Below are 24,267 nucleotides of genomic sequence, written 5' to 3'. Positions count from 1 at the left end.
GGACGGGCGCGGCTACGGGTGCGCGGGCACCGTCGTCAGCAGCGGCTTGGGGGACGTCCGGCCCGACGGTGAGCCCAGCGCGCTGATGGTGAGGACCAGGGCGAGCGCGAGGGCGAGACCGGTCGCGGCGGCGATCAGGGCGCGCATGCGGGGCCTCCCGGCGGACGGTCGGTGTCCTGACTGCCTCCTGATGGGTCGTCAGGTCCGGCACCGTAGCAATGGGCGGGCGAGATGAGAACAGCGGTGCACGCACGAAGAAGGGCGCCCTCCCCGCGGGAGCGGAGGGGGCGCCCTGTGCGCCGGGTTCCGTGCCGGGCTCGCGTCAGGAGGAGGGCTCGCTCGGGGTCGGGCCGGCCGAGGTGTCGGCCGCGGCGACCTTCAGCTCCACCGTGAGCGTCGCCCCGCCCGTGGTGGTGATGCGGAGCAGGAAGGTGCCGGTGGTGTCGTCCGCGTAGAGCTTCGGCAGGGTGAGCAGGCCCTTGTCGTCGGTCTGGAGGCCGGTGAGGGTGCGGACGGGCTTGCCGTCGGCGTCCTTGAAGTAGGGGCCCTTGTCGTTCTCCGTGGCGTCGGTCTCGGACCTGATCAGGGTGGCGGTGGCCGCGACCTTGTCCGCGGCGGCCCCCTTGTACGTCGCCTTCACCTGGACCTGGTCGGCGAACTCGCCGCCCGGGGTGCAGGTGAGCGGGGTGTCGCCGGTGCGGGCCAGGGTGTCGGCGGCGCGGGCGGTGACGGTCGCCGGGTAGTCGACGCCCTTGACCGAGCGGCCCACGACGGCCGCGGTGACCTTGAAGTCGCCGGTCTTCTCGCCGGCCTGGAGCGCCGGGGCGAGTGCGACGCCCTTGGCGTCGGTGGCGACCGTGGCGACGGTCTCGCCGCCGGCGAAGGTGGCGTCGGTGTCGCCGGTGATGGTGAACCTGATCCTCACCTTGGCGACGGACTTGCCGACCTTGGTCTCGGCGCGGGTGCCGATCCGCTCGGTGAAGGCGTCGCCGGCCATGGCGGTGAGCTTCCCGGTGCCCGTGTCCTCCAGGTGGTCCACGAGGTCGGTGGGCGTCTGCGGGGGTGTCGGCGGGACGGGCGGCGTCGGCGGCTTGGGGTCGGGCGTCCCGGTGCCACCGCCCCCGGTGTCCCCGCCCCCGTTCCCGCCGTTGCCGTTCCCTCCGCTGCCGCCGTTGTCGCCGCCGCCGTTGCCGGGCTTGTGGGGCTTCGGGTGCGGCTTGCTCGGCGGGTCCGAGGGCTTCGGGGACGTGGTGTGGTGGGAGCCGCCGTCGCTGCGGTGCTCGGGGATGCTGCCGGTGCCGTCGGGGATGGAGTGGCTGCCCTTGCGGTAGTACTGCAGCCAGTTCAGGACCAGGTTGAGGTAGTCCTGCGAGTTGTTGTAGCTGAGGATCGCGCTGTGCAGGCCGCTGTCGGTGGACAGGTCCCAGTCGTTGCGGCACAGGTAGTGGCCCGCGGCGAGGGCGGCGTCGTAGACGTTGTTGGGGTCCTTCTGGCCGTCGCCGTTGCCGTCGCGGCCGGCCCAGGCCCAGGTGGACGGGATGAACTGCATGGGGCCGACGGCCTGGTCGTAGGTGCTGTTGCCGTCGTAGGCGCCGTCGTCGGTGTCCGGGATGAGCGCGAAGCCGTTGCCGTCGAGCTGCGGGCCCAGGATCCGGCCCACGGTGGTGCCGTCGGCGTCGACCCGGCCGCCGCGGGCGTGGCCCGACTCGACCTTGCCGATGGCGGCGAGCAGCTGCCAGGGCAGGTTGCAGCCGGGCTTGGCGGAGCGCAGTTCGGCCTCGGCCTTCTTGTAGGCGTCGAGGACCGTCGCCGGGATGCCGGCCTCGGCCTCGCCCCGGGCGACGGGGGTGCCGTTGCCCGACGAGGGGCTGGGGTTGGGGCTCTTCAGGGGCGGCAGGTCCGTGAAGTAGGGCGAGTTGCCGGTGGCGTTGCCCTCGGCGGGCCCGTCCGGTACGGGGGCGGTGGCGCCGGCCGCCGTCTGTCTTCCGTGGTCCTCGCCGGTCACTCCCGGAGCCTGGGACGCGGAGAGAGCCGCGACCGCCGCCGCGGCCACGGCGGTGGTCGCCGCTCCCTTGCGCAGCCGCCTGCCGAAATGCGCCGCCATAGAGTGAAACCCCTCCCGTGAACGCCGTGCGTCCTTCTCCGTCCGACTGCCTCGCTCTGGTGTGACGGTTGACCCGGTGTTCTGGTTGCCCCTGTTCCGCCTTTGGCTCCGTGAGACCTGTGTACGACCGTGCGGCCCGCACGGCGCCGCAGGTGACCCTACGACAACTTGCTTGGAGCGGGCACCCGTTCGCGCCGCGTTTTCACCGGTTGGCCAACTGTCGTCGGCGGGCGCGCGCCTGCCGGCGGTCACGCATACTGGGCGGAGCTGATCACCGGCGCCGGAATCCGGGCCGTCGACCGCTCCGGGGGTTCTGTTGCCGTTCACGCTCAGTCATGCGGCGGCCGTGCTGCCCGCGATCCGCCGGGACGGCAGGGGCCGGGGCCGGCTGGTGCCGGCGGTGCTCGTCGCGGGTTCCTGCGCGCCCGACATGCCGTACTACGCGGCGGGTGTCCTGCCGGGCGGCATGGAGTTCGGCACGGTCACGCACGCGTTCACCGGGGTCGTCACGGTCGACGTGCTCATCGCCTGGGCCCTGGTGGGGCTGTGGCTGCTGGTCCGGGAGCCGTTGCTCGCGCTGCTGCCGCGGGCCTGGCAGGGCCGGCCGGCCGCCCTGTTGCGCTGCGGTGCGCCACGCGCGCGCGTACGGGCCGCGTCGGTGGGGTGGTGGTACGGCTCCGCGGTGCTCGGCGCGCTCACCCATGTGGTGTGGGACGCGTTCACGCATCACGACCGGTGGGGTACGCGGCTGGTTCCGGCCATCGGGCGGGAGCGCCCCGGCGGTGTGCCGCTGTTCACCTGGTTGCAGTACGGGTCGTCGGTGGCGGGTGCCGTGGTGCTCGTGGTGTTCCTGGTGCGTGCGCTGCGGCGGGCGCCGGGCGGGGTGCCGGCGGGGGTGCCGGTGCTGTCCGTGCGGGACCGGTGGGGGGCGCTCGCGGTGATCGGCGGCTGTGCGCTGGCCGGGGCGGCGCAGCGGACGGCGCGGTGGTGGGAGCAGCGGGGTACGGCGGCGGGGCCGTGGGAGCTGGTTCCCACCCTGTGCTTCGGCGTGGGCGCGGGGACGGTCCTGGGGCTGCTGCTGTACGCCGTCGGGGTCAGGGTCTGGCGTCCGGCCGCTGGTCCCGGGGGTCCGGGGAGTCCGGGGAGCTCCGGTGAGGTGGCCGGTGCGGGCCGGGGGCGGCCGGTCGCTCGGTGAGGGAGGCGACGAAGACCGTCAGGGTGGGCCGGGGATGGGATCTCGGGATCAGGGTGAGGACGAGGGCGAGATAGCCACGGGCCAGGTCGGTCCACTGGCGCCAGTCGGCCGTCCGGGCCGCACGGCCGGCGAGCCCGCTGCGGAACCGTGCGGTGGCGCTGCGGAGGGCCGTGGCCAGGTCGGCCGGGATGCGGGCGGTGCTTGCGTCGGCCGCGAGGGCCGGGACCGGCGCGGCGGGCAGGGCCTGCGCCGAGGCGGTGTCCGCCCAGACCCCGGTGGCTGCCTCGGGCGTCCGGCGGTGAAGCATGCGTATACCCATGCCCGCAGTGTTGCGGCTGCGGGGGGTGCGGGGCGTTTTGGCGGGGTCCGTTCGGGTTGTGACGGGTTCGCCGTTCTGGCGGCGGGAGAGGACCCGGGAGGGGCGCCGGCCTGGGCCTGGCCGCGACGCCCCTCTCCGCTGACGCACCGCCCGGCTAGTGGGCCGCGGATTCCCAGTCGGGGCCCACACCCACCGAGACGTCCAGCGGGGCCCGCAGGTCCACGGCGCCCGCCATCTCCCGGCGGACGATCTCCTCCGCGGCCGCTCGCTCGCCGGGGGCGATCTCCAGGACGATTTCGTCGTGCACCTGGAGGAGCATGCGGGACTTGAGGTCCGCTTCCCGCAGGGCGCTGTCCACCTTGAGCATGGCGATCTTCACGATGTCCGCCGCCGTGCCCTGGATGGGCGCGTTGAGGGCCATGCGCTCGGCGGCCTCGCGGCGCTGGCGGTTGTCGCTGTTGAGGTCGGGCAGGTAGCGGCGGCGGCCGAAGAGCGTCGCCGTGTAGCCCGTGGCCCGGGCCTCGTCGACCGCTCGGCGCAGATAGTCCCGCACCCCGCCGAAGCGCTCGAAGTAGGCGTCCATCAGGGCGCGGGCCTCGGCCGCCTCGATGTTCAGCTGCTGGGAGAGGCCGAACGCGGACAGGCCGTACGCGAGGCCGTACGACATCGCCTTGATCTTGCGGCGCATCTCCGCGTCCACCGCGCCGGGCTCGACGCCGAACACCTGGGAGGCGGCGGTGGTGTGCAGGTCCTCACCGGAGGTGAACGCCTGGATCAGGCCCTCGTCCTCGGAGAGGTGGGCCATGACGCGCAGCTCGATCTGGCTGTAGTCCGCGGTCATCAGGGACTCGAAGCCCTCGCCGACCACGAAGCCCCGGCGGATCGCCCGGCCCTCGTCCGTGCGGACCGGGATGTTCTGCAGGTTCGGGTCCGTGGAGGACAGGCGTCCGGTCGCGGCCACCGTCTGGTTGAAGGTGGTGTGGATACGGCCGTCGCCCGCGATGGTCTTGATCAGGCCCTCGACGGTGACCCGGAGCTTGGCCTGCTCCCGGTGCCGGAGCATGATCACCGGCAGTTCGTTGTCGGTCTGGGTGGCGAGCCAGGCCAGGGCGTCGGCGTCGGTGGTGTAGCCGGTCTTGGTCTTCTTCGTCTTCGGCAGCGCCAGCTCGCCGAAGAGGACCTCCTGGAGCTGCTTGGGCGAGCCCAGGTTGAACTCGTGGCCGGCCGCGGCGTGCGCCTCCTTCACCGCCTGCTGCACCGCACCCGCGAACATCTGCTCCATCGCTTCGAGGTGCGGGCGGTCCGCCGCGATGCCGTGCCGCTCCATGCGGGCGAGCAGCGCGGACGTGGGCAGCTCCATGTCCCGGAGCAGGTCGGCGGCGCCCACCTCCTCGAGGCGGCCCTCGAAGGCCGTGCCGAGGTCCAGGACGGCGCGGGCCTGGATCATCAGGGCCTCGGCCTCGGCGCCGTCGTCCGCGCCGAAGGCCAGCTGGCCGTCGGCCGCGGCGGCGGGGGCCAGCTCGCGGTGCAGGTACTCCATCGACAGCGCGTCCAGGTCGAAGGAGCGGCGGCCGGGCTTGACCAGGTAGGCGGCGAGCGCGGTGTCCATGGTCACGCCCTCGACGCTCCAGCCGTGCTCGGCGAAGACGCGCATGGCGCCCTTGGCGTTGTGGAACACCTTGGGGCGGTCCGCGTCGGCCAGCCAGGCCGCGAACGCGTTCTCGTCGGCCTCGTCCAGCTCCGACGGGTCGAACCAGGCCGCCGCTCCCCCGGCCGCGGCGAGGGCGACCTCGGCGACCGAGCCGGCGCCCAGCGCCCAGGTGTCGACGGTGGCGACGCCCAGGGTGCCGGCGCCGTGCTCGGCGAGCCAGGGGGCCAGCTCGCCGGTGCGCAGGATCCGGCCGTCGATCTCCACGCCGTCGGTGGTGACCGGGGTGACCTCGGCCTCCTCCGTGCCGGGGTCGACGGCGAAGAGGCGTTCGCGCAGGGACGGGTTGCGGATCTCCAGGGTGTCCAGGACCATCGCGACGGCCTTGCGGTCGTACGGGGCCCGCTCCAGGTCGGCGACCGACTTCGGCAGCTCGACCTGGCGCTCCAGCTCGGTGAGGACGCGGTTGAGCTTGACGGACTCCAGGTGGTCTCGGAGGTTCTGCCCGGCCTTGCCCTTGACCTCCTCGACGCGCTCGACCAGCTCGGCGAACGAGCCGAACTGGTTGATCCACTTCGCGGCCGTCTTCTCGCCGACGCCGGGGATGCCGGGGAGGTTGTCGGACGGGTCGCCGCGCAGGGCCGCGAAGTCCGGGTACTGGGCGGGCGTCAATCCGTACTTCTCGAAAACCTTCTCCGGGGTGAACCGGGTCAGCTCCGAGACGCCCTTGGTCGGGTAGAGCACGGTGGTGTTCTCGGTGACCAGCTGGAAGGAGTCGCGGTCACCGGTGACGATCAGCACCTCGAAGCCCTCGGCCTCGGCCTGGGTGGCGAGGGTGGCGATGACGTCGTCCGCCTCGTACCCCTCGACGGCGAAGCGCGGGGCGTGCATCGCGTCGAGCAGCTCGCCGATCAGCTCGACCTGGCCCTTGAACTCGTCCGGGGTCTTGGAGCGGTTCGCCTTGTACTCGGTGAACCGCTCGGAGCGCCAGGTCTTGCGGGAGACGTCGAAGGCCACCGCGAAGTGCGTGGGCGCCTCGTCACGCAGGGTGTTGGCCAGCATCGACGCGAAGCCGTAGATCGCGTTCGTCGGCTGGCCGGTCGCGGTCGTGAAGTTCTCCGCGGGCAGCGCGAAGAACGCGCGGTAGGCCAGCGAGTGCCCGTCCATGAGCATCAGCCGGGGACGGTTGCCGCCGGGGGTCTTGTCGGTCTGCTTCGATGCTGTCTCTGCCACGTCCCCGATCCTGCCACGAGCCACTGACAACCCGGGCCGCGCGCCCGGGGCGGGCGTGAGCACCGCCACACGGGGCCGGTCGGGACGCGCAGGTGACCGAGGGAGCAGGCAACGGTCCCGCCCCTCGTCAACCCGCCCGGCGCCGTTGTCGGTGACCCGTGGGAGGATCGGCACCGTACTTCTCACACGCAGTCGAAGGGGAGCGTGCGATGGCGACGAAGCCGCCCAAGGGTGATCCGGTTCAGGACGCGCCGCAGGTCGCGGAGCCGAAGCACGCGGCGGCGGGGCTGCCCGCCATCGGGCACACACTGCGCATCGCCCAGCAGCAGATGGGGGTGCGGCGCACCGCGCTGACGCTGCTGCGCGTGAACCAGAAGGACGGCTTCGACTGCCCGGGCTGCGCCTGGCCGGAGCCGGACCACCGGCACGCGGCGGAGTTCTGCGAGAACGGCGCCAAGGCGGTGGCCGAGGAGGCCACCCTGCGCCGGGTCACGCCCGAGTTCTTCGCCGCGCACTCCGTCGCCGACCTGTCCGGCCGCAGCGGCTACTGGCTGGGCCAGCAGGGCCGGCTCACGCACCCCATGTACCTCCCCGAGGGCGGCACGCACTACGAGCCGGTCTCCTGGGAGCGGGCCTTCGACATCGTCGCCGAGGAGATCGCCGCCCTCGGCTCGCCGGACGAGGCCGTCTTCTACACCTCGGGCCGCACCAGCAACGAGGCCGCGTTCCTGTACCAGCTCTTCGCGCGCGAGCTGGGCACGAACAACCTGCCCGACTGCTCGAACATGTGCCACGAGTCGTCCGGGTCGGCGCTCAGCGAGACCATCGGCATCGGCAAGGGCAGCGTCCTGCTGGAGGACCTGTACCAGGCCGACCTGATCATCGTCGCGGGCCAGAACCCGGGCACGAACCATCCGCGGATGCTCTCCGCGCTGGAGAAGGCCAAGGCGAACGGCGCGAAGGTCATCAGCGTCAACCCGCTGCCCGAGGCAGGCCTGGAGCGCTTCAAGAACCCCCAGACCCCGCAGGGCCTGCTCAGGGGCGCCGCCCTCACCGATCTGTTCCTGCAGATCCGCATCGGCGGCGACCAGGCCCTCTTCCGGCTCCTCAACAAGCTGATCCTGGAGACCGACGGCGCGGTCGACGAGGAGTTCGTCCGCGAGCACACGCACGGCTTCGAGGAGTTCGCCGAGGCCGCGCGCGCCGCCGACTGGGACGAGACGCTCACCGCGACCGGCCTCACGCGCGCGGAGATCGAGCGGGCCCTCGGCATGGTCCTCGCCTCGCAGCGCACCATCGTCTGCTGGGCCATGGGCCTCACCCAGCACAAGCACGCCGTACCGACCATCCGCGAGGTGGTCAACTTCCTGCTGCTGCGCGGCAACATCGGCCGCCCGGGCGCGGGAGTGTGCCCGGTGCGCGGGCACAGCAACGTCCAGGGCGACCGCACCATGGGCATCTTCGAGCGGCCCGCCCCGGCCTTCCTGGACGCCCTGGAGAAGGAGTTCGGGTTCGCGCCGCCGCGCGAGCACGGCTTCGACGTCGTACGGGCCATCCGCGCGCTGCGCGACGGCGAGGCGAAGGTGTTCTTCGCCATGGGCGGCAACTTCGTCTCCGCCTCGCCCGACACCGAGGTCACCGAGGCCGCGATGCGCCGCGCGCGGCTGACCGTGCACGTGTCGACCAAGCTGAACCGCTCGCACGTGGTCACGGGCGCGCGTGCGCTGATCCTGCCCACCCTGGGCCGGACCGAGCGGGATGTGCAGGCGAGCGGTGAGCAGTTCGTGACGGTCGAGGACTCCATGGGCATGGTGCACGCCTCGCGCGGGCGCCTGAAGCCCGCGAGCCCGCAGCTCAGGTCCGAGCCGGCCATCATCTGCTCGCTCGCGCGCCGGGTGCTCGGCGAGCGCAGTGTCGTGCCGTGGGAGGAGTTCGCGAAGGACTACGCCACGATCCGGGACCGCATCGCGCGCGTGATCCCCGGTTTCGAGGACTTCAACGCGCGCGTGGCCCGCCCTGGCGGCTTCACGCTGCCGCACGCCCCCCGCGACGAGCGCCGCTTCCCGACGGCCACGGGCAAGGCGAACTTCACGGCGGCCCCGGTGGAGTACCCGGCGCTGCCCGAGGGCCGGCTGCTGCTGCAGACCCTGCGCTCGCACGACCAGTACAACACCACGATCTACGGCCTCGACGACCGCTACCGGGGCATCACGGGCGGGCGCCGGGTGGTGCTGGTGCACCCCGAGGACGCCCGCGCGCTCGGGGTCGCCGAGGGGTCGTACGTCGACCTGGTGAGCGAGTGGCAGGACGGGGTGGAGCGGCGGGCGCCGGGCTTCCGGGTCGTGCTGTATCCGACGGCCCGGGGCTGTGCGGCGGCCTACTACCCCGAGACGAACGTGCTGGTGCCGCTGGACGCCACCGCCGACACCAGCAACACCCCGGCCAGCAAGTCCGTCGTCGTACGGCTCGAAGACCACACGGAGACCCCGGAGAGCCGTCTGGAACAATCGGCGACCGACTGAGCGTTTGCTCAGTGAGCCGACAGCTGACGACGAACGGAGCCGGGCCCATGGGTGAGCAGCAGCGAGTGAAGTTCCCGCAGGAGGTCATCGACGAGTACGCGTCGCTCGGTGTGGATCTCCCCGCCCTGTTCTCGGCCGGGCACCTGGGCACGCGCATGGGAGTGCAGATCCTCGAGGCCTCGGCGGAGAAGGTCGTCGGGACCATGCCCGTGGAGGGCAACACCCAGCCGTACGGCCTGCTGCACGGCGGCGCCTCCGCGGTGCTGGCGGAGACCCTGGGCTCGGTCGGCTCCATGCTGCACGGCGGCGCCTCGAAGATCGCGGTCGGGGTGGACCTGAACTGCACCCACCACCGCGGGGTCCGCTCGGGCCTGGTGACGGGTGTGGCCACGCCGGTGCACCGGGGGCGGTCGACGGCGACGTACGAGATCGTGATCAGCGACGAGGAGGGCCGCCGGGTCTGCACCGCCCGGCTGACCTGCCTGCTGCGGGACGTGCGGCCGGGCGACGGCGCCGCCACGGAGCCCGCCGCGAGCTGAACCCCGGCCCGACCGCAAGCCGAGCCCGGCCCCACCGCAAGCCGAGCCCGGGTCCGCCGCAAGCCGAGCCCGGCTCGGCCGGGGCGTTGCCCCTCGCCCGCCCTCCCCTTAGCTTCGGCTCATGGGACGGCGAGGAGGCCCCCGGCCGGGGGTGAGGTTCCTGGTGTTCGGAGTCGCGGTGCCGTCGGCGGTGCTGTGCCTGTCGGGCTGCGGCCACCCCGGCGGCTCACCGCCTTCCGCGAGCGGGACCCCCACCCCTGCCTCGAGCCCGGCCGGGCCGGCCTCCGACGCCGACCTGTGCACCAGGCTCGTCACCTACTGGTCGCGCAAGGTTCTCGACGGTGACACCTACGGCGACTACCAGTCGATGGGCCTGTCCCACGGCCAGTACCAGATCCTGAGGGACGTCGTGGACGCCGCCCGGCCCCTGACACGACGTCAAGGGCGCGGTGCGGCCGATCAGTTGATCGACCGTCATGCGCGTACGGCGTGTACCGAGCGCTACCGCCACGGGACCCCGACCGAGGGGCCCTGGACATGAGCGGCATCGGCCCGCCGGAGCCCGGCGAGGGCACGCGCGCGTGGGACACCCCACGGAGGAGGGCCGCCTGGTACACCCGCCACCGGCGGATCGTCCTCGCCCTCGCCGCCCTTGCCGTCCTCCTCGGAGGCGGCGGCTATCTCTACGCCGGCCGCCCGCAGCAGCCGCCCGAGCGCGCGAAACGCCCGCGACCCCAAGTGCCGCACCCCGTACAGGTGGTGGACGTGACCTACCTCGACGCCCGGACCACTCCGGCGGGCGCCCCGCCGCGCAGCTTCAGCTTCGCCGTCCTGGTGAGCGTGGCGTCGGGACCGCCGGTCACCGTGACCCGCGTGACCCAGCCGTACGCGGGCCTGTCCCTGACCACGGAGCCACCCGCTCCGATCCGGACCCGGGCCGATTCGGCCAGCAAGATCACCATCACGATGCACGTGACGGAATGCCGAAAAGTCCCCAGGAACGCCGGACTCCCTTTCCTGGACGTAACTCTACGTAATACGCGCGCAATACAGGAGCAGAGCTTCATCCTGGGCCGTCGCTACGCCCAGGACCTCTCCCGCGCCCTGGAAGTAGCCTGCAGCAACAGATTCAGGTAATCACCAAAACCGCCGAGACACCTGAAAGGATCATGGCGGGTCCTGCGGATTCTCAGAATGTGGACGGAGCGAATCCCCCTGAATTCGACCTTCCACCCCACCCAGTACCGCTCTGCATTACGTCGTGTCATAACAAGAGCGTCACAGCCTGGGTCAGACACTCCTCCACGTTCCCCACACACGCTTAGAGTCACGGCCAGTCACCGCGCCTTCGGATTGTCCAATTCAGCGCGGCGCGCGACTCGACCGCCTCCACGGGGAGGCGGTTGTGCCTGGGGAAAGGACTGATCGTGCGTCAACGTTCGCTTATCGCCATCACCGCCGCGCTGGCGGCGGGAGCGCTCACCCTCACCGCCTGCGGCTCGCGCGACAGCGGCGACAAGGGCTCGGACTCGGCCAACGGCGGCGGCACCACCGTCGTCATCGGCGTCGACGCCCCGCTGACCGGCGACCTGTCCGCCATGGGCCTCGGCATCAAGAACTCCGCCGACCTCGCCGTCCAGAACGCCAACAAGCAGAAGCTCGTCAAGGGCGTCACCTTCAAGATCGAGGCCCTCGACGACCAGGCGCAGCCGTCCGCCGGCCAGCAGAACGCCTCGAAATTCGTCTCCGAGCAGGAAGTCCTCGGCGTCGTCGGCCCGCTGAACTCCTCGGTCGCCGAGTCGATGCAGAAGGTCTTCGACGACGCCAAGCTGGTCCAGGTCTCCCCGGCCAACACCGGCCCCGCCCTGACCCAGGGCCCGGACTGGCAGAAGAAGAAGGTCCGCGGGTACAAGTCGTACTTCCGCACCGCGACCACGGACGCCATCCAGGGCCCGTTCGCGGCCCAGTACGTCTTCAACAGCGCCAAGAAGAAGAAGGTCTTCGTCATCGACGACAAGAAGACCTACGGCTCCGGCCTGGCCGCGACCTTCACCGAGGAGTTCAAGAAGCTCGGCGGCAAGGTGGTCGGCACCGAGCACATCAACCCCGACGCCAAGGACTTCTCCGCGGTCGCCACCAAGGTGAAGAACTCGGGTGCCGAGGTCGTCTACTACGGCGGCGAGTACCCGCAGGCCGGCCCGCTGAGCAAGCAGATCAAGGCCGCCGGTGCCAAGATCCCGCTGGTCGGCGGCGACGGCATCAAGGACGACACGTTCATGAAGCTGGCGGGTGCCGAGGCCACCGGTGACCTGGCCACCTCCGTCGGCGCCCCGGTCGAGGACCTTCCCTCCGCCAAGCAGTTCGTCGCCGACTACAAGGCCGCGGGCTACAAGGAGGAGTACTCCGCCTACGGCGGCTACGCCTACGACTCCGCCTGGGCGGTCATCGAGGCCGTGAAGAAGGTCGTCGACGCCAACGGCGGCAAGCTTCCCGACGACGCCCGCGCGAAGATCACCGAGGCCATGCAGAGCGTCTCCTTCGACGGCGTGACCGGCAAGGTCTCCTTCGACGAGTACGGCGACGCCACCAACAAGCAGCTCACCGTCTACGCCGTGAAGAACGGTGCCTGGGTTCCCGTCAAGTCCGGTACCTACACCGGCTGATCCACGCCTGACCCACTCATGAGCCGCGCGGGGCGCTGTTCCACTGGCGCCCCGCGCGGACTCGCATCCGGCCACATCCCTCGCACTTTCCGAACGTCTCGGAGGACATGCGGTGAACGAACTGCCGCAGCAGCTGGTCAACGGCCTGCTACTAGGATCCATGTACGGGCTGGTCGCCATCGGCTACACAATGGTCTACGGCATTGTCCAGCTCATCAACTTCGCCCACGGCGAGATATTCATGACGGGAGCGTTCGGCGCTCTCACTGTCTGGCTCTGGCTTCCCGGCGGCACCAGCATGTGGATCGCGCTGCCGCTGATGATCATCGGCGCCGTCATCGTCGCCGTCGCCATCGCCGTCGGGGCGGAACGGTTCGCCTACCGACCCCTGCGCAACGCCCCGCGCCTCGCGCCCCTGATCACCGCCATCGGCCTCTCCCTCGCCCTCCAGCAGGCGGTGTGGGCCTGGTACCCGGAGGCGAAGTCCGCGCGCACCTTCCCGCAGATCGAGGGCGGCCCCTTCGAGATCGGCAGCGTCACCATCCAGACCGGTGACATCTTCCTCGTCGTCGCGGCCCCCATCAGCATGGCGGTCCTCGCCTGGTTCGTGATGAAGACCCGCACCGGCCGCGGCATGCAGGCCACCGCGCAGGACCCGGACACCGCCAAGCTGATGGGCGTCAACACCGACCGCATCATCGTGATCGCGTTCGCGCTCGGCGCCGCGTTCGCCGCCGTCGGAGCCGTCGCCTACGGCCTGAAGTACGGCGAGATCAACTTCCGCATGGGCTTCATCCTCGGTCTGAAGGCGTTCACCGCGGCCGTCCTCGGCGGCATCGGCAACATCTACGGAGCCATGATCGGCGGCGTGGTCCTCGGCGTGGCCGAGACCCTGGCCACCGCCTACATCGCCGACATCCCGGGCATGGACAAGTTCGGCAGCCAGTCCTGGGCCGACGTCTGGGCCTTCGTACTCCTCATCCTCGTACTGCTGTTCAGGCCACAGGGCCTGCTCGGCGAGCGCGTCGCGGACAGGGCGTGAGACCGATGACCACACAGACCACCGCATCCGAGACCCCCAGCGCCCGCAAGGCCGACACCCCCTCCGGCCTGCTGCCCCTCCCGGAGAAGGCCGCCCGCGCCCTCGCCCTCGGCGGCAGCGCGCTGACGATCGTCTCCACCTTCCTCGCCTGGACCTGGACCGACGAATTCCCCGGCGACCTCACCGTCTACGGCTACCCGGGCGGCCTGCAGGTCCTCGTCCTCATCGGCGCGGCCCTCGCCGCCGTGCTCGCGCTGGCCTCCTACGGCCTCCGGGGCCTCGGCTGGCTGGTCCCCGCCGGCCCCGACGCGGCCCTGAAGTTCGCCACCCTGGCCACCTTCGCCACCAGCTGGTACACGGTCCTCGCGATCAGCGTCGACCTCGGCGGACTCGTCAACCTGGAGCCCGGCGGCTTCCTCGTCGCCGTCGCCAGCCTCGCCGCCCTCGCCGGCGCCCTGGCCCTGCCGTTCCAGCGACCCGAACCCGAGCCGATCGACCCCGACGACACCGGCTGGGAGAAGTTCAAGCACGACGCCGCGTACAAGTGGGAGACCACCAAGGCGGTCTTCACCGCCGGCTCCCCCCGCCCCGCGCCCACCCTCCCCTCGTACGCCGAGATCCTGCTCATCGTCGCGATGCTCGCACTCGGCCTGGTCGTCTTCACCTACGGCATCGGCACCGAGTACGACGAGCTGTTCATCGGCTTCCTGATCACCGCCGGCCTCGGCTTCGCCGCCCTCAACAAGGCCGGACTGATCTCCCACGCCTCGCAGATCGCCTCCCGGCACACGAACATCACCATCTGCGGCGCCTTCGTCGCGGCGGCACTGTTCCCCTTCACCCAGACCAACGACCAGTACGCGACCCTCGGCGTCTACATCCTCATCTTCGCCACCGTCGCCCTCGGCCTGAACATCGTCGTCGGCCTCGCCGGCCTCCTCGACCTCGGTTACGTCGCCTTCCTCGGCGTCGGCGCCTACGCGGCCGCCCTGGTCTCCGGCTCCCCCAGCTCGCCGTTCGACGTGCACTTCCCGTTCTGGGCCGCCGTCCTCGTCGGCGCCGCCGCCTCCCTCGTCTTCGGCGTGCTGATCGGCGCCCCGACACTCCGGCTGCGCGGCGACTACCTCGCCATCGTCACCCTCGGCTTCGGTGAGATCTTCCGCATCACCGCCAACAACCTCGACGGCACCTCCGGGCCCGACCTCACCAACGGCTCCAACGGTGTCTCCTCGATCCCGAACCTCGACGTCCTCGGCTTCGACTTCGGCGCCCAGCACGACATGGGCGGCTTCACCATCGGCCGGTTCGCCAACTACTTCTTCCTGATGCTGATCATCACCGCGGTCGTGGTGCTGGTCTTCCGCCGCAGCGGCAACTCCCGCATCGGACGCGCCTGGGTGGCCATCCGCGAGGACGAGACCGCCGCGCTCGCCATGGGCATCAACGGCTTCCGGGTCAAGCTCATCGCCTTCGCCGTCGGCGCCTCCCTCGCCGGACTCGCGGGCACCGTCCAGGCCCACGTCACCTACACCGTGACGCCCGAGCAGTACCTGTTCGCCGGCCCCATCCCGCCCAACTCGGCCTTCCTGCTCGCCGCGGTCGTCCTCGGCGGCATGGGCACCATCAGCGGACCGCTGATCGGCGCGGCCCTGCTCTTCCTCATCCCGAACAAGCTCCAGTTCCTCGGCAACTACCAGCTCTTCGCCTTCGGTCTCGCGCTCATCCTGCTGATGCGCTTCCGCCCCGAGGGCCTCATCCCGAACCGGCGCCGCCAGCTCGAATTCCACGAAGAGGCGGAAGCACCCACCCTCCTGACGAAGGCGGGGGCCTGACCACCATGACCACCGACACCACCACCAAGGACACCGCCCCCGGCGCCGCCGTGCCCGGCGAGACCGTCCTCGACGCCCGCGGCGTGACCATGCGCTTCGGCGGCCTGACCGCCGTACGCGGCGTCGACCTCACCGTCGGCGCCGGCGAGATCGTCGGCCTCATCGGCCCCAACGGCGCCGGCAAGACCACCTTCTTCAACTGCCTGACCGGCCTGTACGTCCCCACCGAGGGCGAGGTCCGCTACAAGGGCGCCGTCCTGCCGCCCAAGTCCTTCAAGGTCACCGCCGCCGGCATCGCGCGCACCTTCCAGAACATCCGGCTCTTCGCCAACATGACGGTCCTGGAGAACGTGCTCGTCGGCCGGCACACCCGCACCAAGGAGGGCTTCTGGTCGGCCGTACTGCGCGGCCCCGGCTTCCACAAGGCCGAGAAGGCCTCCAAGGACCGGGCCATGGAGCTGCTGGCGTTCGTCGGCCTCGACCACAAGGCCGAGCACCTCGCCCGCAACCTCCCCTACGGCGAGCAGCGCAAACTGGAGATCGCGCGCGCCCTGGCCAGCGAGCCGGGTCTGCTTCTGCTCGACGAACCGACGGCCGGCATGAACCCGCAGGAGACCCGGGCCACCGAGGAACTCGTCTTCGCCATCCGGGACATGGGCATCGCCGTCCTCGTCATCGAGCACGACATGCGCTTCATCTTCAACCTCTGCGACCGCGTCGCCGTACTCGTGCAGGGCGAAAAGCTGATCGAGGGCGACAGCGCCACCGTCCAGGGCGACGAGCGCGTGGTCGCGGCCTACCTCGGCGAGCCCTTCGAGGACGCGCCCGGCGCCGAGGAGGTGGCCGAGGTGGAGGCCGCCGAGGCACACGCCGAGGCCACCGCCGAGGCAGACGCCGACACCACGGCCACGGGCGCCGACACCACGACCGACGCCGCGCCCGGCAAGGAGAACGACCGATGACCGCACTGCTCGAAGTCGAGGACCTGAGGGTCGCCTACGGCAAGATCGAGGCCGTCAAGGGCATCTCCTTCAAGGTCGAGGCCGGTCAGGTCGTCACCCTCATCGGCACCAACGGCGCCGGCAAGACCACCACCCTGCGCACCCTGTCCGGACTGCTGAAGCCGGTCGGCGGACAGATCAGGTTCAACGGCAGATCGCTGAAGAAGATCCCCGCCCACCAGGTGGTCTCCCTGGGCCTCGCCCACTCCCCCGAGGGCCGGCACATCTTCCCCCGCATGAGCATCGAGGACAACCTCCGCCTCGGCGCCTTCCTGCGCAACGACAAGCCCGGCATCGAGAAGGACATCCAGCGCGCCTACGACCTCTTCCCCATCCTCGGGGAACGGCGCAAGCAGGCCGCGGGCACCCTCTCGGGCGGTGAGCAGCAGATGCTGGCGATGGGCAGGGCGCTGATGTCCCAGCCCAAGCTGCTGATGCTGGACGAACCGTCGATGGGTCTGTCCCCGATCATGATGCAGAAGATCATGGCGACCATCGCCGAGCTGAAGGCCCAGGGCACCACGATCCTGCTGGTCGAGCAGAACGCCCAGGCGGCGCTCTCCCTCGCCGACCAGGGTCACGTCATGGAGGTCGGCAACATCGTCCTGTCCGGCACGGGGCAGGACCTGCTGCACGACGAGTCGGTCCGCAAGGCCTACCTCGGCGAGGACTGACCCCCCTGTACACGACGAGGCCCGCGCCCCCTTCTCCGGGACGCGGGCCTCGTCGTACGCAGAAGTGCTCAGCCCTTCTTGGCCGCCTTCTTCTCCTCGCTGTCCGCGATGACCGCCTCGGCGACCTGCTGCATCGACATGCGGCGGTCCATCGAGGTCTTCTGGATCCAGCGGAACGCGGCCGGCTCGGTCAGGCCGTACTCCGTCTGGAGGATCGACTTCGCACGGTCGACCAGCTTGCGGGTCTCCAGCCGCTGGGTGAGGTCCGCGACCTCCTTCTCCAGCTGCTTCAGCTCGGTGAAGCGCGAGACGGCCATCTCGATCGCCGGGACGACGTCGCTCTTGCTGAACGGCTTCACCAGGTACGCCATGGCACCGGCGTCCCGGGCGCGCTCCACGAGGTCGCGCTGCGAGAAGGCGGTGAGCATCAGGACCGGCGCGATGGACTCCTCGGCGATCTTCTCGGCCGCGGAGATGCCGTCCAGCTTGGGCATCTTCACGTCCAGGATGACCAGGTCCGGCTTGTGCTCGCGGGCCAGCTCCACGGCCTGCTCACCGTCCCCGGCCTCGCCGACGACGGTGTACCCCTCCTCCTCCAGCATCTCTTTCAGGTCGAGCCGGATCAGGGCCTCGTCCTCGGCGATGACGACACGGGTCGTCAGCGGAGGCACGTGCGACTTGTCGTCGTCGGGCACGTCTACGGGCTGGGGCGACTCGGGGGCGGTCACTGAGGCTCCTTGGTACGGGGCAGGCCGGTACTGCTGACAAGAGCCTACCTAGCTACGGTATGGTGGACGCGCGGAGGGTGACCACCAACCTTCATTTTGCAGGAAGCCCCGGTAGCCCAGCGGCAGAGGCACGGTGCTCAAACCACCGACAGCGTGGGTTCAAATCCCACCCGGGGCACTTTCCTTCGATTCCATGGTCAGCCCGTAAAGCGGAGGATCATGTTCGTGTGATCCTCCGCTTTTTGCTGCGTGCTCATCCGCGGCCTCATCCACTCCGACGGCTGCCGCGTCACCGACCGGACACTGAGCGGGGCCCCCGTCACTTCGGGCTGTCGTCCTCGCCGATGTGGTGGACGCGGACCATGTTGGTCGAGCCGGAGACGCCGGGCGGGGAGCCGGCCGTGATGACCACGATGTCGCCCTTCTGGCAGCGGCCGTACTTCAGGAGCAGTTCGTCCACCTGGTCGACCATGGCGTCCGTGGAGTCCACGTGGGGGCCGAGGAAGGTCTCCGCGCCCCAGGTGAGGCTGAGCTGGGAGCGGGTGGCCGGCTCGGGGGTGAAGGCGAGGAGCGGGATCGGCGAGCGGTAGCGGGAGAGCCGGCGGGCGGTGTCCCCCGACTGGGTGAAGGCGACCAGGAACTTCGCACCGAGGAAGTCGCCCATCTCGGCGGCGGCCCGGGCGACCGCGCCGCCCTGGGTGCGCGGCTTGTTCCGCTCGGTCAGCGGGGGCAGGCCCGCCGCGAGCATGTCCTGCTCCGCCGCCGCGACGATCTTCGCCATGGTGCGTACGGTCTCGACCGGGTACTTGCCGACGCTGGTCTCGCCGGAGAGCATCACCGCGTCCGTGCCGTCGAGGACCGCGTTGGCGACGTCGGAGGCCTCGGCGCGGGTGGGCCGGGAGTTCTCGATCATGGAGTCGAGCATCTGCGTGGCGACGATGACCGGCTTGGCGTTGCGCTTGGCGAGCTTGATCGCGCGCTTCTGGACGATGGGGACCTGCTCCAGCGGCATCTCGACGCCGAGGTCGCCGCGCGCGACCATCAGCCCGTCGAAGGCGGCCACGATGCCGTCGAGGTTCTGTACGGCCTGCGGCTTCTCGATCTTGGCGATCACCGGGAGGCGGCGGCCTTCCTCGGCCATGATCCGGTGGACGTCGGCGGCGTCGTCGCCGCTGCGGACGAAGGAGAGGGCGATCACGTCGAAGCCGGTGCGCAGCGCCCAGCGCAGGTCGTCCTCGTCCTTCTTGGAGAGGGCGGGGACGGAGACGGCCACGCCGGGGAGGTTCAGGCCCTTGTGGTCGGAGATGACTCCGCCTTCGAGGACCCGGGTGTGTACGCGGGGGCCGTCGACGGTGGTGACCTCCAGGCAGACCTTGCCGTCGTCGACGAGGATGCGCTCGCCGGGGGTGACGTCGGCGGCGAGGCCGGCGTAGGTGGTGCCGCACTGGTGGCGGTCGCCCTCGGCGCCGTCCTCCACGGTGATGGTGAAGGTGTCGTCGCGTTCAAGGAGTACGGGGCCTTCGGTGAAGCGGCCGAGCCGGATCTTCGGACCCTGAAGGTCGGCGAGGATTCCGACGCTGCGGCCGGTTTCGTCGGCCGCCGTTCGTACGCGCTGATAGCGCTCCTCGTGCTCGGCGTGGGTGCCGTGGCTGAGGTTGAACCGGGCGACGTCCATTCCGGCCTGGACCAGTGCCTTGATCTGGTCGTACGAGTCGGTGGCGGGCCCCAGTGTGCAGACGATCTTTGCTCGGCGCATAGGTCGAGCCTATGGCTTACCCGCGGGTAGAGAATTGGCGCCGTATGACTGCTCAACAGACTTTGGGTAAAGGCTTATTGACAACTGTTGAATTGTGCGATGGCTCGCTCCTATGAGCGATGGTCACCAGATCGCAACCTCCCGGACCTGTTGCCGGAAGTCATGCTCAGGTCAGAATCTACGCGCGTTGTTGACCATCCGCCAAGGAGACCGAGAGCCATGCCGTTGAACCGCCGGAAGTTCCTGAAGAAGTCCGCCGCCACCGGAGCGGGAGTGGCGATCGCCGGCGCGGCGGCGGCCCCGGCGGCCGAGGCGGCGGAGGGCAAGAAGCCCGGACACCCTGTGAAGCGGTACTCCCTGACCGTCATGGGCACCACCGACCTGCACGGCCACGTCTTCAACTGGGACTACTTCAAGGACGCGGAGTACGCCGACAAGGCGGGCAACGCCATGGGCCTCGCCCGTATCTCCACCCTGGTCGAGCAGGTGCGCAAGGAGAAGGGCCGGTGCAACACGCTGCTGCTGGACGCCGGTGACACCATCCAGGGCACCCCGCTCACCTACTACTACGCCAAGGTCGACCCGATCACCGCCAAGGGCGGCCCGGTGCACCCGATGGCGCAGGCGATGAACGCGATCGGATACGACGCGGCGGCCCTCGGCAACCACGAGTTCAACTACGGCATCGAGACCCTGCGGAAGTTCGAGGACCAGCTCGACTTCCCGCTGCTCGGCGCCAACGCGGTGGACGCGAAGACGCTGAAGCCGGCCTTCCCGCCGTACTTCATGAAGACGTTCCGCGTGCCGGGCGCCAAGCCGGTCAAGGTCGCCGTCCTCGGCCTGACCAACCCGGGCATCGCGATCTGGGACAAGGCCTACGTCCAGGGCAGGCTGGCGTTCCCGGGCCTGGAGGAGCAGGCCGCCAAGTGGGTGCCGAAGCTCAGGTCCATGGGCGCGGACGTGGTCGTCGTCTCCGCGCACTCGGGCACCTCGGGCACGTCGTCGTACGGCGACCAGGTGCCGTACGTGGAGAACGCGGCGGCGAACGTGGCCAGGCAGGTGCCCGGCATCGACGCGATCCTGGTCGGCCACGCGCACGTCGAGATCCCGGAGCTGAAGGTCGTCAACGAGAAGACCGGCAGGACGGTCGTGCTGTCCGAGCCGCTGTGCTACGCCGAGCGGCTCACCCTCTTCGACATCGAGCTGGTGTTCAGCAAGGGCCGCTGGGAGGTCGAGTCGGTCTCCGCCTCGCTGCGCAACTCCAACTCGGTCGCCGACGACCCGAAGATCACCAAGCTGCTCACCGACGAGCACGAGAAGGTCGTCGCGTACGTCAACCAGGTCGTGGGCCGGGCGACGCAGACCCTGACCACCGTCGAGGCCCGCTACAAGGACGCCCCGATCATCGACCTGATCACCAAGGTCCAGGAGGACGTGGTGAAGGCGGCGCTCGCGGGCACCTCCTACGCCTCGCTGCCGGTGATCGCCCAGGCCTCGCCGTTCTCCCGGACCTCGCAGATCCCGGCGGGCGACGTGACCATCCGGGACCTGTCGAGCCTGTACGTCTACGACAACACGCTGGTCGCCAAGCTGCTGACGGGCGCGCAGGTGCGGGCCTACCTGGAGTACTCGGCGGAGTACTACGTCCAGACGGCTGCCGATGCGACGGTCGACGTCGAGAAGCTGACCAACGCCGGCGGCCGCCCGGACTACAACTACGACTACGTCTCGGGCCTGTCGTACGACATCGACATCGCCCAGCCGGCCGGGTCGCGGATCAGGAACCTGACCTTCAACGGGGCCGCGCTGGACGACACCCAGCAGTTCGTGTTCGCGGTGAACAACTACCGTGCGAACGGCGGCGGTGCCTTCCCGCACGTCGCCGCCGCGAAGGAGCTGTGGTCGGAGTCGACGGAGATCCGCACCCGGATCGCGGAGTGGGTGACCGCGAAGGGTGTCCTGGACCCGAAGGACTTCGCGTCGGTGGACTGGAAGCTGGTGCGCGACGGCAAGCCGGTCTTCTAGGGCCTGGCAGGTCCTCAGGAGCCGCAGGAGTGACAGGTCGACGGCGTCGGCGATCTTCTTCCGGTCGGGCGGTTCACCCTCTCGCGACGGCGCTCACCTTCCGTCGACGAGAGGTGTGAGCTGTCTGGCCTGCGGCACCCTGGCCGGGGGCTCCTCCAGTCCGAACGAGGTGAACGCCGTTCGGGCCGGCAGTGGGTACGACTCCTTTCCGGTGAGGGAGTTGAGGATGCTTGCGCTGCGCCAGGCGGCCAGGCCGAGGTCGGGGGCGCCGACGCCGTGGGTGTGCAGTTCGGCGTTCTGGACGTACACCGAGCCGGTGACCGAGGGGTCGAGGACGAGGCGGAAGTCCTGGTCGATGCGGGGGCGTTCGCTGCTGTCACGGCGGATGTAGGGGTCGAGCCCGGCGAGGATGCGGCCGAGGGGGCGGTCCCGGTAGCCGGTGGCGAGGACGACGGCGTCGGTGGCGAGCCGGGAGCGGCTGTCCTGCTGGAGGTGCTCCAGATGCAGCTCGATCTTGCTGGTGGCGATCCGGCCGGCGGTGCGGACACGGACGCCGGGGGTGAGGACGGCGTCGGGCCAGCCGCCGTGCAGGGTGCGCCGGTACAGCTCGTCGTGGATGGCGGCGAGGGTGCCGGCGTCGATGCCCTTGTGCAGCTGCCACTGGGCGGTGACCAGCCGGTCGCGGACGGGCTCGGGGAGGGCGTGGAAGTAGCGGGTGTAGTCCGGGGTGAAGTGCTCCAGGCCCAGCTTGGAGTACTCCATCGGGGCGAACGCCTCGGTCCGGCCGATCCAGTGCAGCTTCTCCCGGCCGGCCGGGCGGTGCCGGAGCAGGTCCAGGAAGACCTCGGCACCGGACTGTCCGGAGCCGACGACGGTGACGTGCCCGGCGGCGAGGATGCTGTCGCGGTGGTCGAGGTAGTCGGCGGCGTGGACGACGGGCACGCCGGGGGCGTCCACCAGGGGCTGAAGGGGGTCGGGCACGTAGGGGGCGGTGCCGATGCCGAGGACGATGTTGCGGGTGTGGGTACGGCCGAGGGCCTCGGCCTCGCCCTCGGCGTCGAGCTGGGTGAAGTCGACCTCGAACACGTCCCGTTCGGGGTTCCAGCGGACGGCGTCGACCTGGTGGCGGAAGCGCAGGCCGGGGAGTGCTTCGGCGACCCAGCGGCAGTAGGCGTCGTACTCGGCGCGCTGGATGTGGAAGTGCTCGGCGAAGTAGAAGGGGAAGAGCCGCTCGCGCGTCTTGAGGTAGTTGAGGAAGCTCCAGGGGCTGGTGGGGTCGGCGAGGGTCACCAGGTCGGCGAGGAAGGGCACTTGGACGGTGGCGCCCTCGATGAGCAGCCCGGGGTGCCAGTCGAAGCCGGGGCGCTGTTCGTAGAAGACGGCGTCGAGTTCGGGGAGCGGGTGGGCGAGGGCGGCGAGGGAGAGGTTGCAGGGGCCGATGCCGATGCCGACCAGGTCGCGTGGGGAGGCGGGCTCATGGCAGGGGAGCTGGGTCATCCGGGGTGTTTCCTTCGGCGAGTTCGGCGAGTTTGAGCAGGTGGGACAGGTCGTCCGGCCGGGTGTGGGGGTTGAGGACGGTGGCCTTGAGCCAGAGCCGGCCGTCGAGCCGGGCGCGACCGAGGACGGCCCGGCCCTCGTGCAGCAGGCCGCGGCGTACGGCGGCCACGGTGTCGTCGTCGGCTCCGGCCGGGCGGAACAGGACGGTGCTGATGACGGGCCGGTCGTACAGCTCGAAGCCGGGGTGCTCGCGGATCAGGGCGGCGAACTCGCGGGCCCGGGTGCAGACCTGGTCGACCAGGGCGCCGAGGCCGCCGCGGCCCAGTGTCTTCAGGGTGACGGCGATCTTCAGGATGTCGGGGCGGCGGGTGGTGCGCAGGGAGCGGCCGAGCAGGTCGGGGAGGCCGGCCTCGGTGTCGTCGTCGGCGTTGAGGTAGTCGGCGTGCTGGTGGAGTGCGGCGAGTTCGTGCGGGCGGGCGACGGCGAGGAGTCCGGCGGCGACGGGCTGCCAGCCGAGTTTGTGCAGGTCGAGGGTGACGGTGTGGGCGGCTTCGAGGCCGGCGAGTTTGTCGCGGTGGCGGTCGCTGAAGAGGAGGCCGCCGCCGTAGGCCGCGTCGATGTGCAGTCGGGCGCCGTGGGCGGTGCACAGGCCGGCGATCTCGGGCAGCGGGTCGATGAGGCCGGCGTCGGTGGTGCCGGCGGTGGCGGCGACCAGCAGCGGGCCGGGGAGCGCGGTGAGGGCCTCGTCGAGGGCGGCCGGGTCGAGGGTGCCGTTCGGTGTCGGGAGGACGACCGGGTCGGGCAGGCCGAGCAGCCAGGCGGCGCGTGGCAGCGAGTGGTGGGCGTTCGCGCCGCACACGAGGCGCACGCTGCCGCCGTGCGCCTCGCGGGCGAGGAGCAGGGCGAGTTGGTTGGACTCGGTGCCGCCGGTGGTGACGAGGGCGTCGGCGAGGCCGGCGGTGCGGGCGAGGGTGCGGGCGACGGCGGCTTCCAGGGTGGAGGCGGCCGGGGCCTGGTCCCAGGAGTCCAGGGAGGGGTTGAGGGCGCTCGCGGCGAGGTCGGCGGCGGTGGCCACGGCGAGCGGCGGGCAGTGCAGGTGGGCCGCGCACAGGGGGTCGGCGGGGTCGGCGGCGCCCGTGGCGAGGAGGTGGACGAGGGTACGCAGGGCGTCCGGGTCGCCGGTGTCGGGCAGGACGTCGCCGAGGGCGTCGGCGACGCGTTCGGCGACGGCCTGCGGTCCGCCGGCGGGCAGTGGACCGCCGCGCTCGGCGCCGCCGGCCGCGAGCGCGTCGAGCACGGTGGCGAGGAGGGGCCGCAGGGCGTCGGGGCCGGACGGGCCGGAGGCGAGGGGCGGCAGGCTCATGGGCTCTCCTCCGGGCAGGGCACGTCCGGCGGGCTTCCGGGCCCGGGGCTTCCGGCTGTGGGCGGAGTTCCAGCTTGTACCGGAAGGGAGCCCTGTGTCCCGAAAGCCAGGCGAACGGAACCCGAA

General features: G+C 70.9%; 19 protein-coding genes and 1 tRNA gene. 12 read left to right on the top strand and 8 right to left on the bottom strand.

The genetic code is table 11. The annotated features are described in order from the left end of the window. Positions 1-12: 12 nt before the first annotated feature. Positions 13-147, bottom strand: coding sequence for an SPW_0924 family protein (locus ACZ4U1_RS29360; RefSeq protein ID WP_189303934.1), 135 nt, complete (start codon positions 145-147; stop codon positions 13-15). A 175-nt stretch (positions 148-322) separates the two neighbouring features. Beyond that, the gene (locus ACZ4U1_RS29355; protein WP_467907169.1) at positions 323-2,104 is read right to left on the bottom strand and encodes a lytic transglycosylase domain-containing protein; all 1,782 of its coding nucleotides are present in this window, start codon (positions 2,102-2,104) and stop codon (positions 323-325) included. 316 nt (positions 2,105-2,420) lie between these two features. Here ACZ4U1_RS29355 and ACZ4U1_RS29350 point away from each other — a divergent pair, with 316 nt between their 5' ends. Beyond that, the gene (locus ACZ4U1_RS29350; RefSeq protein ID WP_467907168.1) at positions 2,421-3,299 is read left to right on the top strand and encodes a DUF4184 family protein; all 879 of its coding nucleotides are present in this window, start codon (positions 2,421-2,423) and stop codon (positions 3,297-3,299) included. Here ACZ4U1_RS29350 and ACZ4U1_RS29345 read toward each other — a convergent pair. Together ACZ4U1_RS29345 and polA are read right to left on the bottom strand one after the other, a co-directional pair. Beyond that, a complete protein-coding gene (locus ACZ4U1_RS29345) occupies positions 3,199-3,618 on the bottom strand; it encodes a hypothetical protein (RefSeq protein WP_467907167.1) in 420 nt (139 codons plus the stop codon). The two genes, ACZ4U1_RS29350 and ACZ4U1_RS29345, sit on opposite strands and share 101 nt — an antisense overlap. Before the next feature lie 154 nt (positions 3,619-3,772). After that, a complete protein-coding gene (polA, locus tag ACZ4U1_RS29340) occupies positions 3,773-6,499 on the bottom strand; it encodes a DNA polymerase I (protein WP_467907166.1) in 2,727 nt (908 codons plus the stop codon). Positions 6,500-6,708: 209 nt separating this feature from the next. On the opposite strand from polA, the gene ACZ4U1_RS29335 reads away from it, so the two are divergent. The 9 genes from ACZ4U1_RS29335 to ACZ4U1_RS29295 all read left to right on the top strand — a co-directional run bounded on the left by ACZ4U1_RS29335 (position 6,709) and on the right by ACZ4U1_RS29295 (position 16,772). Next, a complete protein-coding gene (locus ACZ4U1_RS29335; protein ID WP_467907165.1) occupies positions 6,709-9,021 on the top strand; it encodes an FdhF/YdeP family oxidoreductase in 2,313 nt (770 codons plus the stop codon). 47 nt (positions 9,022-9,068) lie between these two features. Then, positions 9,069-9,560, top strand: a complete 492-nt coding sequence (locus ACZ4U1_RS29330; RefSeq protein ID WP_467907164.1) for a hotdog fold thioesterase — start codon at positions 9,069-9,071, stop codon at positions 9,558-9,560. Between the two features lie 121 nt (positions 9,561-9,681). Next, positions 9,682-10,101, top strand: a complete 420-nt coding sequence (locus ACZ4U1_RS29325; RefSeq protein ID WP_467907163.1) for a hypothetical protein — start codon at positions 9,682-9,684, stop codon at positions 10,099-10,101. After that, entirely contained in the window at positions 10,098-10,697 is a 600-nt protein-coding gene (locus tag ACZ4U1_RS29320) for a Tat pathway signal sequence domain protein (protein WP_467907162.1), read from the top strand. Before ACZ4U1_RS29325 ends, ACZ4U1_RS29320 begins: the two co-directional genes overlap by 4 nt. Positions 10,698-10,987: 290 nt before the next feature. Then, entirely contained in the window at positions 10,988-12,223 is a 1,236-nt protein-coding gene (locus ACZ4U1_RS29315) for a branched-chain amino acid ABC transporter substrate-binding protein (protein ID WP_467907161.1), read from the top strand. Positions 12,224-12,335: 112 nt separating this feature from the next. Beyond that, complete coding sequence (locus ACZ4U1_RS29310; RefSeq protein ID WP_467907160.1) at positions 12,336-13,265, top strand: branched-chain amino acid ABC transporter permease; 930 nt, start codon at positions 12,336-12,338, stop codon at positions 13,263-13,265. A gap of 5 nt (positions 13,266-13,270) precedes the next feature. Next, on the top strand, positions 13,271-15,097 hold the full coding sequence (locus ACZ4U1_RS29305) for a branched-chain amino acid ABC transporter permease (RefSeq protein ID WP_467907159.1): 1,827 nt from the start codon (positions 13,271-13,273) through the stop codon (positions 15,095-15,097). A 5-nt stretch (positions 15,098-15,102) separates the two neighbouring features. Next, positions 15,103-16,059 (top strand): ABC transporter ATP-binding protein, encoded by a 957-nt coding sequence (locus ACZ4U1_RS29300; protein ID WP_467907158.1) that lies wholly within the window; start codon positions 15,103-15,105, stop codon positions 16,057-16,059. Then, positions 16,056-16,772: an ABC transporter ATP-binding protein gene (locus tag ACZ4U1_RS29295; RefSeq protein WP_014672089.1), complete on the top strand. Its 717-nt coding sequence runs from the start codon at positions 16,056-16,058 to the stop codon at positions 16,770-16,772. Before ACZ4U1_RS29300 ends, ACZ4U1_RS29295 begins: the two co-directional genes overlap by 4 nt. 68 nt (positions 16,773-16,840) lie before the next feature. Here the strand turns inward: ACZ4U1_RS29295 and ACZ4U1_RS29290 are convergent, their stop codons facing one another. Further along, positions 16,841-17,500 (bottom strand): ANTAR domain-containing response regulator, encoded by a 660-nt coding sequence (locus ACZ4U1_RS29290; RefSeq protein ID WP_388313207.1) that lies wholly within the window; start codon positions 17,498-17,500, stop codon positions 16,841-16,843. 105 nt (positions 17,501-17,605) lie between these two features. Here ACZ4U1_RS29290 and ACZ4U1_RS29285 point away from each other — a divergent pair. Next, positions 17,606-17,678 (top strand) — tRNA-Leu (locus ACZ4U1_RS29285). A 141-nt stretch (positions 17,679-17,819) separates the two neighbouring features. On the opposite strand, the gene pyk is transcribed toward ACZ4U1_RS29285, so the two are convergent. Further along, positions 17,820-19,256, bottom strand: coding sequence for a pyruvate kinase (gene pyk, locus ACZ4U1_RS29280; protein WP_467907157.1), 1,437 nt, complete (start codon positions 19,254-19,256; stop codon positions 17,820-17,822). A 219-nt stretch (positions 19,257-19,475) separates the two neighbouring features. On the opposite strand from pyk, the gene ACZ4U1_RS29275 reads away from it, so the two are divergent. Continuing rightward, entirely contained in the window at positions 19,476-21,281 is a 1,806-nt protein-coding gene (locus ACZ4U1_RS29275) for a bifunctional metallophosphatase/5'-nucleotidase (protein WP_467907156.1), read from the top strand. 93 nt (positions 21,282-21,374) lie between these two features. Here ACZ4U1_RS29275 and ACZ4U1_RS29270 read toward each other — a convergent pair whose 3' ends face one another. Together ACZ4U1_RS29270 and ACZ4U1_RS29265 are read right to left on the bottom strand one after the other, a co-directional pair. Further along, complete coding sequence (locus ACZ4U1_RS29270) at positions 21,375-22,778, bottom strand: lysine N(6)-hydroxylase/L-ornithine N(5)-oxygenase family protein (protein WP_467907155.1); 1,404 nt, start codon at positions 22,776-22,778, stop codon at positions 21,375-21,377. After that, complete coding sequence (locus ACZ4U1_RS29265; protein WP_467907154.1) at positions 22,756-24,141, bottom strand: pyridoxal phosphate-dependent decarboxylase family protein; 1,386 nt, start codon at positions 24,139-24,141, stop codon at positions 22,756-22,758. The genes ACZ4U1_RS29270 and ACZ4U1_RS29265 overlap by 23 nt, the downstream gene beginning before the upstream one ends. Positions 24,142-24,267: the final 126 nt, after the last annotated feature.

Source organism: Streptomyces sp. NPDC028928 (assembly GCF_055564915.1).
This window is presented reverse-complemented; position numbering and strand designations above follow the sequence as displayed.

Coding starts and splice junctions, on each gene's coding strand:
- ACZ4U1_RS29360 (WP_189303934.1), bottom strand. CDS start 147: ATGCGCGCCCTGATCGCCGCCGCGACCGGTCTCGCCCTCGCGCTCGCC.
- ACZ4U1_RS29355 (WP_467907169.1), bottom strand. CDS start 2,104: ATGGCGGCGCATTTCGGCAGGCGGCTGCGCAAGGGAGCGGCGACCACC.
- ACZ4U1_RS29345 (WP_467907167.1), bottom strand. CDS start 3,618: ATGGGTATACGCATGCTTCACCGCCGGACGCCCGAGGCAGCCACCGGG.
- ACZ4U1_RS29335 (WP_467907165.1), top strand. CDS start 6,709: ATGGCGACGAAGCCGCCCAAGGGTGATCCGGTTCAGGACGCGCCGCAG.
- ACZ4U1_RS29330 (WP_467907164.1), top strand. CDS start 9,069: ATGGGTGAGCAGCAGCGAGTGAAGTTCCCGCAGGAGGTCATCGACGAG.
- ACZ4U1_RS29325 (WP_467907163.1), top strand. CDS start 9,682: ATGGGACGGCGAGGAGGCCCCCGGCCGGGGGTGAGGTTCCTGGTGTTC.
- ACZ4U1_RS29320 (WP_467907162.1), top strand. CDS start 10,098: ATGAGCGGCATCGGCCCGCCGGAGCCCGGCGAGGGCACGCGCGCGTGG.
- ACZ4U1_RS29305 (WP_467907159.1), top strand. CDS start 13,271: ATGACCACACAGACCACCGCATCCGAGACCCCCAGCGCCCGCAAGGCC.
- ACZ4U1_RS29300 (WP_467907158.1), top strand. CDS start 15,103: ATGACCACCGACACCACCACCAAGGACACCGCCCCCGGCGCCGCCGTG.
- ACZ4U1_RS29295 (WP_014672089.1), top strand. CDS start 16,056: ATGACCGCACTGCTCGAAGTCGAGGACCTGAGGGTCGCCTACGGCAAG.
- pyk (WP_467907157.1), bottom strand. CDS start 19,256: ATGCGCCGAGCAAAGATCGTCTGCACACTGGGGCCCGCCACCGACTCG.
- ACZ4U1_RS29275 (WP_467907156.1), top strand. CDS start 19,476: ATGCCGTTGAACCGCCGGAAGTTCCTGAAGAAGTCCGCCGCCACCGGA.
- ACZ4U1_RS29270 (WP_467907155.1), bottom strand. CDS start 22,778: ATGACCCAGCTCCCCTGCCATGAGCCCGCCTCCCCACGCGACCTGGTC.
- ACZ4U1_RS29265 (WP_467907154.1), bottom strand. CDS start 24,141: ATGAGCCTGCCGCCCCTCGCCTCCGGCCCGTCCGGCCCCGACGCCCTG.